This is a genomic window from Rhodococcus sp. ACS1 (genome assembly GCF_002300155.1).
Classification (GTDB): Bacteria; Actinomycetota; Actinomycetes; order Mycobacteriales; family Mycobacteriaceae; genus Rhodococcus_F; species Rhodococcus_F koreensis.
On sequence record NZ_NSDZ01000007.1, the window covers coordinates 158,581 to 172,289 of the forward strand.

The 13,709-nt window shown below is 68.9% G+C and carries 13 protein-coding genes; 6 read left to right on the top strand and 7 right to left on the bottom strand.

The window, feature by feature from the left end:
• Nucleotides 1-11: 11 nt before the first annotated feature.
• The 3 genes from CJ179_RS32280 to CJ179_RS32290 form a co-directional block, all read right to left on the bottom strand.
• Nucleotides 12-416, bottom strand: a complete 405-nt coding sequence (locus tag CJ179_RS32280) for a hypothetical protein (protein ID WP_072946185.1) — start codon at nucleotides 414-416, stop codon at nucleotides 12-14.
• 115 nt (nucleotides 417-531) lie between these two features.
• Complete coding sequence (locus tag CJ179_RS32285; protein ID WP_095864141.1) at nucleotides 532-2,187, bottom strand: amidohydrolase; 1,656 nt, start codon at nucleotides 2,185-2,187, stop codon at nucleotides 532-534.
• Between the two features lie 60 nt (nucleotides 2,188-2,247).
• Nucleotides 2,248-3,783, bottom strand: a complete 1,536-nt coding sequence (locus CJ179_RS32290) for an APC family permease (protein WP_095864142.1) — start codon at nucleotides 3,781-3,783, stop codon at nucleotides 2,248-2,250.
• Between the two features lie 171 nt (nucleotides 3,784-3,954).
• Here CJ179_RS32290 and CJ179_RS32295 point away from each other — a divergent pair, with 171 nt between their 5' ends.
• Nucleotides 3,955-4,683, top strand: a complete 729-nt coding sequence (locus CJ179_RS32295; RefSeq protein ID WP_072946191.1) for a TetR/AcrR family transcriptional regulator — start codon at nucleotides 3,955-3,957, stop codon at nucleotides 4,681-4,683.
• A 60-nt stretch (nucleotides 4,684-4,743) separates the two neighbouring features.
• Here CJ179_RS32295 and CJ179_RS32300 read toward each other — a convergent pair whose 3' ends face one another.
• The 3 genes from CJ179_RS32300 to CJ179_RS32310 all read right to left on the bottom strand — a co-directional run bounded on the left by CJ179_RS32300 (nucleotide 4,744) and on the right by CJ179_RS32310 (nucleotide 7,243).
• The gene (locus tag CJ179_RS32300) at nucleotides 4,744-6,309 is read right to left on the bottom strand and encodes a hypothetical protein (RefSeq protein WP_095864143.1); all 1,566 of its coding nucleotides are present in this window, start codon (nucleotides 6,307-6,309) and stop codon (nucleotides 4,744-4,746) included.
• A gap of 210 nt (nucleotides 6,310-6,519) precedes the next feature.
• Nucleotides 6,520-6,804, bottom strand: coding sequence for a YciI family protein (locus tag CJ179_RS32305; RefSeq protein ID WP_072946196.1), 285 nt, complete (start codon nucleotides 6,802-6,804; stop codon nucleotides 6,520-6,522).
• A 10-nt stretch (nucleotides 6,805-6,814) separates the two neighbouring features.
• Nucleotides 6,815-7,243: a CBS domain-containing protein gene (locus CJ179_RS32310; RefSeq protein WP_072946198.1), complete on the bottom strand. Its 429-nt coding sequence runs from the start codon at nucleotides 7,241-7,243 to the stop codon at nucleotides 6,815-6,817.
• A gap of 165 nt (nucleotides 7,244-7,408) precedes the next feature.
• Between CJ179_RS32310 and CJ179_RS32315 the strand changes: the two genes are divergently transcribed.
• Nucleotides 7,409-8,068, top strand: coding sequence for a response regulator transcription factor (locus CJ179_RS32315; RefSeq protein ID WP_072946200.1), 660 nt, complete (start codon nucleotides 7,409-7,411; stop codon nucleotides 8,066-8,068).
• A 27-nt stretch (nucleotides 8,069-8,095) separates the two neighbouring features.
• Here CJ179_RS32315 and CJ179_RS32320 read toward each other — a convergent pair whose 3' ends face one another.
• Complete coding sequence (locus tag CJ179_RS32320; RefSeq protein ID WP_095864341.1) at nucleotides 8,096-8,713, bottom strand: hypothetical protein; 618 nt, start codon at nucleotides 8,711-8,713, stop codon at nucleotides 8,096-8,098.
• A gap of 203 nt (nucleotides 8,714-8,916) precedes the next feature.
• On the opposite strand from CJ179_RS32320, the gene CJ179_RS32325 reads away from it, so the two are divergent.
• From CJ179_RS32325 to CJ179_RS32340, 4 genes are read left to right on the top strand one after another with little or no spacing between them, the layout of a single operon-like run.
• Nucleotides 8,917-9,423, top strand: coding sequence for an FxsA family protein (locus CJ179_RS32325; RefSeq protein WP_095864144.1), 507 nt, complete (start codon nucleotides 8,917-8,919; stop codon nucleotides 9,421-9,423).
• Nucleotides 9,424-9,435: 12 nt separating this feature from the next.
• Nucleotides 9,436-11,040, top strand: coding sequence for an amidohydrolase (locus CJ179_RS32330; RefSeq protein WP_095864145.1), 1,605 nt, complete (start codon nucleotides 9,436-9,438; stop codon nucleotides 11,038-11,040).
• Complete coding sequence (gene lnt / locus CJ179_RS32335; RefSeq protein ID WP_095864146.1) at nucleotides 11,030-12,733, top strand: apolipoprotein N-acyltransferase; 1,704 nt, start codon at nucleotides 11,030-11,032, stop codon at nucleotides 12,731-12,733. The genes CJ179_RS32330 and lnt overlap by 11 nt, the downstream gene beginning before the upstream one ends.
• Nucleotides 12,660-13,442: a polyprenol monophosphomannose synthase gene (locus CJ179_RS32340; RefSeq protein WP_095864147.1), complete on the top strand. Its 783-nt coding sequence runs from the start codon at nucleotides 12,660-12,662 to the stop codon at nucleotides 13,440-13,442. Before lnt ends, CJ179_RS32340 begins: the two co-directional genes overlap by 74 nt.
• Nucleotides 13,443-13,709: the final 267 nt, after the last annotated feature.

Here is a 13,709-nt window from a genome sequence, read left to right on the forward strand (position 1 = left end):
GGTCCGTGCAGTCACTCCGTTTCCCGCGGCGTCGGCTCCTCCTGCTGGTCGAGGACGCTGACGGTGACGCCGTAGGGGAGGAATCGCACCGAACGGTGGGGATCGGTGTTGTGCTTGTGCGCGCGGAGGGCATCGAGTTCGGTGGCATACACCTGCTCGACGCGGGCGACGCCCTCGCCGTCGACGGTGTAGATCGCCCACACGCCGTCGCCGGTCTCCCCGGTCGTCTCCGGCTTCGACGCGGCGCGCGGCGGCCGGGCGAAGTCCGCGAAGACGCCCGTCCACGGGATCTGGGAATCCGCCTGCTCCAGGAACCTGACGATCCGGTCCTTGACGCCCTGCAATTCCTCGCCGGCCTCACGGATCACGCGGTCGAGATCGTCGGGGTCGAAGCCGAACGGCTTGTTGTCGCCCATCACTGTCTCCTGACTTCGGCGGGACAACTCCAGTGTGGTCGCGGATGCCGATCGGCGCCACGAGGGCCGCCGATCGGCATCCGGACCACAGGGTATCGCCGCCTGCCGCGGGACGTCAGGCGTCCGGTGCCGTGTAGACGCGGTCGCCACCCACATAGGTCAGGACGGCCCGGGTCTCCGCGATCATGTCGGCGGGTCCGGTGAACGGATCCCGGTCGAGGACCACGAGATCGGCGAGCTTGCCCACCTCGATGCTTCCCGTGTCGTCGAGGTGGTTCAGGTGCGCGGACCCGGCGGTGTAGGCGGTGAGTGCGGACGTGAGGTCGATCCGTTGCTTCGGCAGGAACACGGGGCGTCCCTGCCCGTTCAGGCCCGGCAGTGTGCGATTGACCGCGACGTGGATCCCGTGGAGCGGGTCGGCACTGCTGACCGGCCAGTCGCTGCCGGCCGCCAGCGTCGCACCCGAGCGCAACAAGGAACCGAACGGATACTGCCGCCGGGTGCGTTCGTCCCCGAGGAAGGGGATGGTGAGCTCGTCCATCTGCGGTTCGTGGGCTGCCCACAGTGGTTGCATGTTGGCGGTGACACCGAGCGCGCGGAACCGGGGGATGTCGTCGGGGTCCACGACCTGCAGGTGGGCGAGGTGCGGGCGGGTGTCGCGGAATCCGTTGGCAGTCCGGGCGGCCTCGATCGCGTCGAGCGCGTCCCGTACGGCCCGGTCGCCGAGCGCATGGAAATGCACCTGAAATCCGAGGGCGTCGAGTTCGGTGACGTAGCCTCGCAGTTTCTCCGGGTCGACGAAGCTGGTGCCGGAATGTGTGGTCGCGCAGCCACATCCATCCAGATACGGGGAGATCATCGCCGCGGTGCGGGATTCGGCGACACCGTCGAGCATGATCTTCACGGTGTCGGCGCGCATCCTTCCGACGCGGAGGCGAGCACGTCGCCGGAGCAGGTCGGGGATTTGCTCGGATCCCCGGTCGCGATCCCACCACAAGGCACCCGCCACCCGCGCGGTGAGGGACCCGTCGCCGGCCGCGGTCAGGTAGGCGTCCGAGACATCGGAGATACCGGACGTGTCACCGAGCAGCGCGTCCTGCCAGGCGGTGATGCCGAGCGAATGCAGATGCTGCTGGGCGTGGAGCAATGCCTCGAGCCGATCGTCGGGGGTGTGCTGCGGGGTGTGGCAGCCGACCAGCTCCATCGCGGACTCCTGGAGCATGCCGGTCGGCTCGCCGTCGGCGTCGCGTTCGATGCGGCCGCCGACGGGATCGGGAGTATCCCGGGTGATGCCGGCGATGGTCAGGGCCCTCGTGTTCACCCACGCCCCGTGGTGGTCGCGATTGGGCAGGAACGCCGGCCGGTCCCGCACGACGGTGTCGAGGTATTGCGCAGTGGGTGTGCCTCCGTCGAACGCCTCCATCGACCACCCGCCGCCCACGATCCACGGCAGTTCCGGGTGTGCGTCGGCATAGCTGCGGACGGCAGCGAGGGTGGACCCGGCATCGCTGGTGCCGGTGAGGTTGCAGCGGGCATACTCGAGGCCCGCCACCACCGGATGGATGTGCGCGTCCTGGAAGCCGGGCAGCAGGAGCCTGCCGGTGAGGTCGACGACCTCGGTGCGGGCGCCGATCAGCTCCCGGGCCTCGTCGTGGCCGACGGCCGATATCCGGCCCCCGGTGACGGCGACCGTCGTGGCACGGCGGCGCGCCGGGTCCAGGGTGGCAATCGATCCGCCCGTGAAGACCAGATCTGCGGGTAGTGCTGACATCGAGAATCTCCTGTCGGGAAGTGCTTTCGTCGGTATTCGGATCACGCGGTGGTGCGTTGATCAGGACTGAGTGGTGACGGCGACCTCGGAGGGTGCGCCTCCGGCGAGCAGGTTCGCGTCGTCGGCGTCGGTTCCGCGGCCGGTGACGAAATAGGGCGATCGGCGGACCCATTTCGCGTGCGCGGCCACCGTCAGTCCGGAGATCACGACGAGAATCGGGAACAGCAGCTGAAACCATCCGTTGGTCGCGCTGACTTCGAGATGATCGGCCGAGGTGTAGAAAATCCAGCCCAGATATCCGCCGAGCGCCAGCAACACCAGGGCACTGAGCGCGGGAAACACGACCGCGCGCAATCCTTCCCACGGATGTTCCCGCAGGAGTCCGCGGAACCGCACAGCGGCCGCGAGTGCCGTCAAGCCGTACCAGAGTGCGACCACCAGTCCGATCGAACTGATGCCTGCACCGAGAAGATCGCTCAGCTTGGGGATGACCGTGGCCAGTAGCGCGACCACGGCGGAGATGCCGCCGAGCAGCACGGTGCCGGCTGCGGGGGTGCCGTAACGGGAATGGATCCGGGTCCACACCGGGCCGAGTGTGCGGTCCCTGCCCATCGCGAACAGTCCACGTGCACTGGGTATCACGGTGGCCTGGAGCGAAGCGACGACGGAGAACATCAGCGCCACCACGGGGAGCGCGGCCAGCGGCTGATCGGCGAGCGTCTCGCCGAGATACGCGAGCCCGACTGTCCCGTTGTCCGCGAGTTGCGCGGGGGTGAGGACGCGCTGGAACGCCACCGCGCCGAGCAGGAACAAGCCGAGGACCATGAAGACGGTGATCACGCCGGCGCGGGACGCGTCGCGAGGATCGCGCACCTCCTCGCTCACGCTGAACGCCGCTTCGAAACCCCAGTAGAAGAAGACCGCGATCACCATGCCCTGAGCCAGCACGGCGAACGACGGAATCGCGAAGGGGTTGAACCAGGAGAGTGAGAACGGCTGGCTCCCGGCGAACAGCCCGTACGCGCAGAATCCGATCAACACGACGTACTCGAAGACGAGGAGGTACTTCTGCAGTCGTGCCGCCACCGCGACGCCGCGGACGGCGGTGAACGTCACCGCTCCCAGAATGGTGAGTCCCAGCAGCGTCGACTGCAGTGTGGAATCGGGATCGATCGGGAGTCCGGCGACACTGTGCACGCCGGCCATGCCGCCGAGCTGCAGGATCGCCGACCCGGCGATGGCGGTGGTGTAGGCCATGAACACGACGACGGCGACGATGGCCATCCAGCCGGTGAGGAAGCCCAGCCACGGACTGAGGCTGCGGCCCACCCAGACGTAGCTGTTGCCGCAATTGGGTTCGACCCGGTTGAGCCGGGCATATCCGCTGGCAATTCCCAGAATGGGGACGAAGGCCAGCAACAGCACCACCGGCATCTGGAGCCCGACCACGGCGGCGACGACTCCCAATCCGACACCGATGCTGGTCGTCGCCGCGGTACTCGAGGCGGCGATCGCAATGCCGTCCATGACACCGAGGGATTTGCGGAAGGCCGTCGCCCTGGGCGCGCCGGCCGCGCCGTCGTTCACTGTTGCCATCTGCGTCGCTTTCGCTCGAAGGGTGGGATGGGTGCGATGCCACGCGCCGATCCGGACTTGTCATGCCCGGTGCCTGGGCTTTCGCTCCCTGCCTGTGACATGCAACACTGTCGGTGTCGACATGGTCAACGGTGTTGGCATAAGGCAGGTGTGAGGGAAGGAGCCCCGGAATTGGCGAAGCAGATGGTCTCGGACTCGCCCAGGAGGAGGCGCAGGCCGACGAAACAGGGTGTGGTTCTCTCGGAGCAGGCGATCATCGAGACGGCGCTGCGATTGCTGCGGCATCACGGCAGCGCAGGGTTGTCCGCCCGCCGTCTCGGGGCTGCGCTGGGGGCCGACCCGAGCACCCTGTACCGCTACTTTCGCGGCATCGACGACCTGACGTTGGCGATCGCCGACGAGCTGATCGGCCGGTCGTTTCACGGGTGGGAACCCACGGGGGACTGGTGGCGGGACCTGTACGCACTCGGAATACGTTCGCATGCGGCGTATCTGGACCACCCGCAGGCGGCAGTCCTGTCGGCCAGCAGAGTCAGCGGCCGCGCCTCCGAGCAAGCCGCAGTCGACACGATTCTCGGAATACTGCGTGAGGCGGGCTTTCCCGACGGTACAGCCGTCCGCCTCTATCGCGCGTTCGTGGATCAGATGCTGGCGTTCGCCGCACTCGACGGCGCCGAACTCGCGCTACCCGACGACGTCCGCGAGTCCGACCGGGAACTGTGGCGATCGTCCTACACCCAACTGCCTGCTGAGACCCACCCGAACATCGCGGCGACCGCGGGACTTCTGGTGGAACTCTCCGACCGCAGCGCGTATCCCGACGCACTCGAACTGTTCCTCGACGGCGCACGCGCCCTGCTTCAGCGACTCGACGCGGCGCGGCGCCCGGAGGGCGCATGATCCCGACCTTCATCGGTGACTCCAGGGTCGCGAACGTCGTCGACGACGTTCCACAGGGCCTCAGCCGGCGGCGAGCGGCACCAGGGTGAAGTGGCCGACTCCGCGGGCCGCCGAGAACACCTCCCACGACATCGGCCCGCCGGGACCGCGACCCTCCCCGTACCGGAGGTCGAAGGCGGGATCTACCGGCGCCAGCCGGTAATCGAAGAAGGCGTAATTCGCGCGCAGCAGCGTTCGCGCCGGCTCGGAGGCCTCGGCGAGGCGTGGCACCAACCGGTCCTCGACCACTAACCCGCGGTCGGAGAACTCGTCGACGATCACGCATTCACAGAAGTACGCAAGCGTGCCGATCTCACCCGGAGACCGGACCGGTGCGTCCCCGACGAGCGTCCCGACCGCACGGCCGACCCGCTCGTAGTCCTGCGCGCTCGCCCAGTTACCGAAAATGGGTGGTGCCTCCCACGGAAGACCGCCCTCGACGTCGAAATACACCGCGCCGACGCCCAGCACGGCGAACGCACCGGCCAGCGCACCGGCGGCGGCGCGGTCCGTCGTGTCGCGAGCAGCCGTCCAGTGGATGCCGGCGGCGAGGACGGCGAACATCGCCAGTGTCGTCGCGGGCGCCACGTAGTACCAGTGGTACGGCACGGTGTCGAGGACGACGTAGGCGACGTAGTAGAGGGCGCCGGACAGCCCGAGCGCGAGCACCGCTCCCGGCATTGGCACCGGCAGCGGTCGCGTCCGGTAGCGGGCGTACGAGAAGAGTGCGAGGAGAAGCAGGACGAGTCCGAGTGCTGCGGGCCCGAATGCGGCGACGGTCCGCCACGGGTTGGACTCGAAGTACATGACCGGTCCCGTGAGGTAGTTGTAGCCGCCCACGTCGGAGGCCTGGCCCTGTTTGATCAGGAAGGTGTCGGGTAGGGCCGAACCGAGGACGAGCCAGCTGAACAGGTACCACGGCGCGGCGATCGCGGCGAAGCCCCCGAGGGCCTGCCGCACCTGGCCGCGTATCGCCGGCGACAGGGCCGCGATGACGAGAACGAACACGAGCAGGTCCAGTCGTACCAGCGCCGCCATCCCCGCGGCCGCACCGAACCACGCGGCCCGGCCGTCGAGCGCGAACCACACCATCACCGCGACCGCGGCAGGGATCAACAGCACCTCGAGCCCGACCGCCGACAACACGAACGGGTTGAACACCACCAGTGCACCGGCGAGCACAGCCCAGAACGGTCCGAGTCCGAGTCGCCGGCCGATCCGGGCCAGCACCCACCCCAGTAGCGCGGTGACCGCCACGTTGAGCATTCCGAGTGCGAGCAGCGGATCGCCCGGGCCCCACAACCGGGTCAGGAACGTCAGCGCGCCGAGCACCAGCACGTTCAGCGGGGACGTCGACGTGTTCGCGGTCAGGCCGTGCACGATCGCCCACTCGCCGTGGACGGCCAGGTTCCGGGCAGCCGACAGGCTGATGTACGCATCGTCGGTGAGGCTGCCGGACACGACCCAGAACAGCACGGCCGCCACCACAGCGCCGGATGCGGCGAGGATCGCCGGCGCCCGATACGAGTTCGCGACCGGCGGCGGGGTGGACCGATCGAGCGGCGGGTTCAGCAATCCTGTAGACACCGCGACATCGTAGAGGGCAGGCGAGAGCGCCGCGCAGCCACCGAACCCGAACGTGACGAGGTCGTGCGCGCGGTGAGTGTTTAGCGGCGCGGATTGACGGGAAATCGACGGCGCAGGGTCGGAGGCGCAACCGGTGGCACACCCGGTCCAGGTTCCGCGGGTTGAGTCCCCAGGCCGCGGGACCGCCCGCCGCCGATGGTTCCCGGCGTGCTATTCGCTGAATTCGCCCATCGCGGGCGACCATTCGCGGATCTGCACGTTCGCCACCAGATTCTCTTCGGCGAACGGATCGTGCGCGAACACGCGCGCGACCGCGTCCTCGTCCTCGGCGTCGACTATGAACAGCGCACCGTGGCCGCTCGCGAGAGGCCCGCTCGAGCGCATGATCTTGCGACGGAGAAGTTCGGAGAGCCACGCACGGTGCTGCGTTCGGTGATCGTCGCGAAGGGCCGACGTCTCGGGGCTGTACGTGTACTCCACGACGAACAGGGGCATGGGTCCTCGCTCAGCCGTGGTCGATGTAGGACTCGAGCTGGTCGCGTTCGGTCTGCAACTCGCCGATCCGGCTCTTCACCACGTCGCCGATGCTGACGATGCCGACCAACTGGCCGTCGACGATCACCGGCAGGTGCCGGATCCGGCGTTCGGTCATGGTCTCGGCGAGACTGTCCACGGTGTCGGTCGGCAGGCAGGCGAACACCGACGTGGTCATGATGTCCACGACCCGCGCATTCAGGATGTCGGGGCCGCGTTCGTGAATGCGGCGCACGATGTCGCGTTCGGTGACGATCCCGACGACGGCGTCGTTCTCCGTGACCACCAGCGCTCCGACGTTGTGCCGGGCGAGTTCGCCGATCAGGGTACTGACCGGCATATCCGGATCCACCGTCACCACGGCGGGACCCTTGTTCCGCAACACATCCGCGATTCGCATCTGGACACCCCGATCCCTGGGCTCTCCCACTGTCCGCCGACTCGATCATAGGCAGACTTCGAGCGTATGCCAGGGCTAATGGAGGTCTTGGTTTGGTTATCCACTCGTGACCGCCCCGTCCCGCGGGCTGCGCGCGCACCCGGAGCGCGGTGTTAGGTTGGCGCTGTGCCGATCACCGTGCTACTCGTCGACGACCAGGAACTGATGCGGATGGGCCTCAACATGGTGCTCGACGCCCAGGACGACATCACCGTCGTCGGTGAGGCGAGCGACGGCGCGGCCGCCGTCGCCGCGGTGCGCAAACTCGAACCGGACGTGGTGTTGATGGACGTGCGCATGCCGGTGGTGGACGGGGTGAGCGCGACCGCCCAGATCCTGGAGTCCGGGGTCGCGAGCCGTGTGCTGGTGATGACCACGTTCGACCTCGACGAGCACGCCATGGGTGCGTTGCGGGCGGGTGCCAGCGGGTTCCTGCTCAAGGACACCCCGTCGGAAGACCTGGTGTCGGCCATTCGCAGCGTGGCCGCGGGGGATGCCGTGGTGTCGCCGAAGGTGACCCGGCGGTTGCTGGCGAGGTTCCTCGACGACGGTCCGGCGCCGCTGCGCGACCCGGAGATCCTCGACGTGCTGACCGAACGTGAGCGGGAGGTGCTGCAGTTGGTCGCCACCGGGCTGTCGAACACGGAGATCGCCGCTCAGCTGTTCCTGTCGGAGTCGACCATCAAATCGCACGTGGGCCGGATCCTCACCAAGTTGAACGTCCGCGACCGGGTGCAGGCAGTGGTGCTGGCCTACGAGACGGGCCTGGTGCGACCCGGCTCGTAGGCCGGCGGGTGGGGAAGCGTACTGCCGTCAGACGGTGAAGGTGCCGACGGTCGGGACCACCGTGCACGTGACGGCGTCGGCGTAGCCGACCGTGCCGAACATCGTCGCGAGAACCGTGCCCTTGCCGGTGTCGACGATCTTCGACAGCAGCGGGGTGCCCAAGATCGGCAATTTGTCGTCGAGTTTGACGATCCCGCCCTGGAACGTGGTCAGGTTGATCCACGCGACGCTGAGTTCGGACGACTGCGGGATCGCGACGTAGGCGGGGATCGCCTGGAAGCGGAGTTGGTTCGCGCTGATCTGGGGGAACAGGTTCGGTCCGCCCTGGGCGCTGGCCAGCGTGACGGTCGCGGGTTTGTCGGCGACGCCGCACCCGAGGGTGGGGGACGGGTACATGAAGTCCTGCGGCGTGGTGAGTCCGACTTCGAGCACGTCCTTCGGGATGAACACGCTGGCGCCGAGAAGTGCGTCGACGGCGGCGGTCGCGGCGGGGGAGACCTCGGTGGCCAGCGCCTGCAGTTCGGCGGCGCCCTTTGCGAAGTCGGCGACCGGTGCTGCCGACGCCGGTCCCGAAGACAGCATGCCGAAGGCGGCTGCGGACGCGAGAACGATTGCGGCTCGGCGGAAGACTGTGGGACGAGTCATTTCGGCTCCTCGTTGTGCGCGGGATCGGAAGACCCCCATCGCAGTGAACTGCATCATGCCCAGAGTCTCAATGTCAACTTGAGGGTTAGCATCGTGCCCGCTTCGATATCTGCGGCCGGGAGAAAATCGGCGCCGTCGAACGTTGAACGAGCAGACGGTTGACCCCAGACCCTCGATGAACCGGCCGTCCGAAAGGGGGCGTCATGTACGCCGCACTGTTCCTGTTGTACGTAGTGGTGGAGATCGCCGCGCTCGTCCTGGTCGGTCACGCGATCGGCGTGCTGTGGACGGTGCTCCTCCTGCTCGGGGGAACGCTGATCGGACTGCTGCTGATGCGGTCGCAGTGGCGTCGTGTGATGGACGGCCTGCGCCGGGCGGCGGGCGGCGACGGATCCCCGGGGGCCGCGGTCGCGGACGGTGCACTCGTCGCGCTGGGCTCCGCCCTGATGTTCGTTCCCGGCCTGGTCACCTCGGTGCTCGGCCTGCTCTTCCTCATTCCCCCCACCCGGTGGGCCCTCCGGCCCGTCGTGGTCCTGCTGGCGGGCCGCCGCGCCGCGACCGTCGCGGCCGGGGCCGAGGCCTTCGCGCGGGCACCCCGGCGCGGTCGCGGCGAGGTGATCGAGGGAGAGGTGGTCGACGAGGTCTTCGAGGGCGAAGTGATCGACGAGGACCCCCGAACCCCGACCCGTGATCCCCGCGTTCTGCCCTAACAGGCAGACTGGTTGCCTGTGACTACACAACTGCTGGTCGGCGGCCGAATCTACAGTTCCTTTGCTCCAGACGCCACGTCGATGGCAGTGACCGACGGCGTCGTGTCGTGGGTCGGCGACGACCGCGCGGCCCGCGCGCTGCACCCCGGCGCCGACGTGGTCGACCTCGGCGGGGCGTTCGTCACACCGGCGTTCGTCGACACCCACGTGCACGTCACGGCGCTCGGCCTGAACATCGTCGGACTCGACCTGGTGGGGGTCGGTTCGCTCCGCGAGTGCCTCGACCGGCTCGCGTCCTTCGCCCGCACCCATTCCGACGCGGTCATCTGGGGACACGGCTGGGACGAATCGGCGTGGCCGGAAGGCACTGGCCCGACCACGACGCAACTCGACGAGGCCGCCCCCGGACGCACTGTGTACCTGTCCCGGATCGACGTCCACTCGGCCGTGTGCTCGACGGCCCTGCGCCGGTCGGTCCCGGATCTGAGCGAGACCTCGGGGTTCTCGTCCGAGGGGCCGCTGACCTTCGAGGCGCACCACGCCGCCCGCACCGTCGCCCGCTCGCTGTTGACGGCCGGGCAGCGGTCCGCCGCCCGCGTCGCCGCCCTCGACGCCATCGGCTCGCGCGGCATCGTCGCGGTCCACGAGTGCGGCGGACCCGACATCGCCGGACTCGACGATTTCCGTGAACTCCTCGCCACCCCGCACGGCGTCGAGGTCCGCGGCTACTGGGGTGAGGCGGTCACCGACGCCGACGAGGCCAGGAAGTTGCTCGACGCCACCGGCGCGCACGCGCTGGGCGGCGACCTATTCATCGACGGATCCCTCGGCTCGCACACGGCGTGGCTCAGCGAACCCTATGCGGACCTGGACGGTGGCACCGGCAAGAGCTACCTCGGAGTCGACGAGATCGCCGCGCACGTGCGCGCCTGCACGATCGCCGGCATCCAGGCCGGGTTCCACGTCATCGGCGACGCCGCCGTCCGGGCCGCGGTCGACGCGTTCGCCGTCGTCGCCGACGAGTTGGGCGGTCCCGCCGTCGCGGCCGCCGGGCACCGACTCGAGCACGCCGAAATGATGACCGGTGACGACGCGGCGCGGCTGGCGCAGTGGGGTGTGATCGCCAGCGTCCAGCCCGCATTCGACGCCCTGTGGGGCGGAACCGACGGCCTGTACGCGCAGCGCCTCGGAACCGAGCGTGCCGTCACCCTCAACCCGTTCGCCGCCGCCGCGTCTGCCGGGGTGTCGCTCGCACTGAGCTCCGACGCACCCGTCACCCCGGTCGAACCCTGGGCGATGCTGCGCGCGGCCGTCCACCACCGCACACCCGGCAGCGGGATCTCCCCGCGCGCCGCGTTCTCGGCCGCCACCCGCGGTGCGTGGCGTGCCGGGGGGGTCCGCGACGGGCTCGCCGGGACGCTCGCTCCGGGTGCGCCGGCGTCGTACGCCGTGTGGGATGCGGGCGAACTGGTGGTCAGTGCCCCCAAGGATTCTGTGCAGCGGTGGTCGACGGATCCCCGGTCCCGGGTGCCCGCCCTGCCGCGTCTCGAGGACGACGCACCCACGCCGGTCCTGCTGCGTTCGGTTCACCGGGGGAGCGTCGTCCATGAGCGGTAGCACGACGGCACGCTGGACCACCGGAAAGCGGGGCGTGCTCGTGCGCTCCGTCCTGTCGGTGGCCGCAGGATTCCTCGTCTTCGGCGGATTTCCGCCCCGCCCCCTGTGGTTTCTCGCTCCCGTCGGCATCGCCCTGCTGACGCTCGTCCTCACCGGTGCCGGCGGCGCGGCGCCGCGGCTGCGCGCGGGCTTCGGGTACGGCTACCTCGCGGGACTCGGTTTTCTCGTGCCGCTGCTCCCGTGGATCGGGGTGTTCGTCGGTGCCCTCCCGTGGCTCGCGCTCGCAGCGGTCGAGTCGCTGTTCATCGGACTGTTCGGCGTACTCGCCGTGCTGGTCTCCCGGCTGCGCTGGGCGCCGCTGTGGATCGCGGCGTGCTGGTCGCTGACGGAATGGCTGCGGGCGAGCGTGCCGTTCGGCGGCTTCCCCTGGGGGCGGTTGGCGTTCGGCCAGTCGGAGGGCTGGTTCCTGCCGCTCGCGAGCATCGGGGGTTCCCCGCTGCTCAGCTTCGCCGTCGCGCTGACCGGCGCCGGACTGGCGTCCGTCGCGGTGACGGTGCGGGCCCGGTCGGGCGGCGCCACGAACTGGGTGCGGCCGCTCGCAGGCGGTCTGGTCGCCGCGCTCGCCGCGACGGTCGTCTCCCTCGCGCTGTGGCCGGCACTGCCGGGAATGGACTCGGGCGACCGGACGATCACCGTCGCCGCGATCCAGGGCAGCGTCCCCAAACTCGGTCTCGACTTCAACGACCAACGCAAACGCGTCCTCGACAATCACGTGAACCGCACCCTCGAACTCGCCGACGACGTGGCGTCGGGCGCGGCGCCGCAACCCGACCTCGTCGTCTGGCCCGAGAACGCATCCGACATCGACCCGCTGCGCAACGCCGACGCCGCCGCGGACATCTCCCGCGCGTCCGAGGCGATCGGCGCACCCATCCTGGTGGGCGCGGTGCTCGTGAACTCCGACCGCACCACCACCAACTCGGTGATCGTGTGGGACGGCGACGCCGGACCGCAGGAGCGGCACGACAAGAAGATCATCCAGCCGTTCGGCGAATACCTGCCGTACCGCGGATTCTTCCGGCACTTCTCCTCGTACGCCGACCGCGCCGGCAACTTCGTTCCCGGCGACGGTGACGGCGTCGTCCACGCGAACGGGATCGCGGTCGGCGTCGCGACCTGCTACGAGGTCGCCTTCGACCGGGCGTTCGAGCAGTCGGTGCGCAGCGGCGCCGAACTCCTCGCGGTCCCCACCAACAACGCCACGTTCGGCGACACCGAAATGACCTACCAGCAACTGGCCATGTCGAAGGTGCGGGCCGTGGAGCACGGGCGCGCCGTCGTCGTGGCCGCCACCAGCGGTGTGAGCGCGATCATCGGACCCGACGGGGCCACGGTGGCGGAAACTCCGCTCTTCGTCCCCGCGGCCCTGGTGTCGCAGGTGCCGCTGAGCACCGGTACTACGCTGGCTAGTCGGCTCGGCCCGATTCCGGAGATTCTTCTCTGTGTCGGCGCCGTCGCTGCCGTCGCGTTCGCCGTGGTGCAACGACGACGCACCGTTCGCACACTGAGTCACAGCAGTACCGAGAAGGCGCCGGCAGATGCCGGCAGGGAGGATCCTCATGACATCGGAGACCGGTTCCGGGCAGAGCGGGGCACCGAGCGCACGGACTCTGGTGATCATTCCGACGTATGACGAGCGGGAGAATCTCGGCCCGATCGTGCGGCGCCTGCATGCGGCGCTGCCGCGGACGCATGTTCTCGTCGTCGACGACGGCAGCCCCGACGGCACCGGAGACGTCGCGGATGCCCTCGCGTCGAACGACGACGCCGGTCGCATCCACGTGATGCACCGGACGGAGAAGAACGGTCTCGGCGCCGCCTACATCGCCGGCTTCCGGTGGGGCCTGGACCGCGACTACACCGTGCTCGTCGAAATGGACGCCGACGGCAGCCACGCCCCGGAACAGTTGCATCGCCTGCTCGAGCAGGTCGATGCCGGTGCCGACCTCGTCCTCGGGTCGCGGTACGTGCCGGGCGGCACGGTGGTCAACTGGCCGAAACACCGCGAGTGGCTGTCACGCGGCGGGAACATCTACTCACGGCTGGCCCTCGGCGTGAAGATCAAGGACATCACCGGCGGGTACCGCGCATACCGCCGTGAGGTGCTCGAGAAGCTCGACCTCGCCGCGGTGGAGTCACACGGCTACTGCTTCCAGGTGGACCTGGCTTGGCGGGCCATTCAGGAGGGCTTCACGGTCCGTGAGGTTCCGATCACGTTCACGGAGCGGGAGATCGGTGAATCCAAGATGAGCGGCGGGATCGTCCGCGAGGCCCTCCTCAAGGTCACCCAGTGGGGGCTGCGGAACCGGATCGCCCGGATCAAGGGTGTGGCCGCCGGATAGCTCCCGGCCGACCGCTGCCCCATTCCTTCTCCGGAAGGCGTGGGGCAGTTCTACGTAGACCGCCGACAAACATGATGTACATGGGAATATGCCCGAGATGTCCACATCGTGAGACACGTTGAAACGGTCCGAACCGCTCGTCCGATAGGAACCTGAAGCGTACTCCCGGGTAATGTTCGGTAAATTCCCAGGTTCGCGGGTCACTATGAGTTTCTTGGGTGGCCGGTGGGTTCTTCCCACCGCCGGAGTGGGAAGAGGACGAACAAG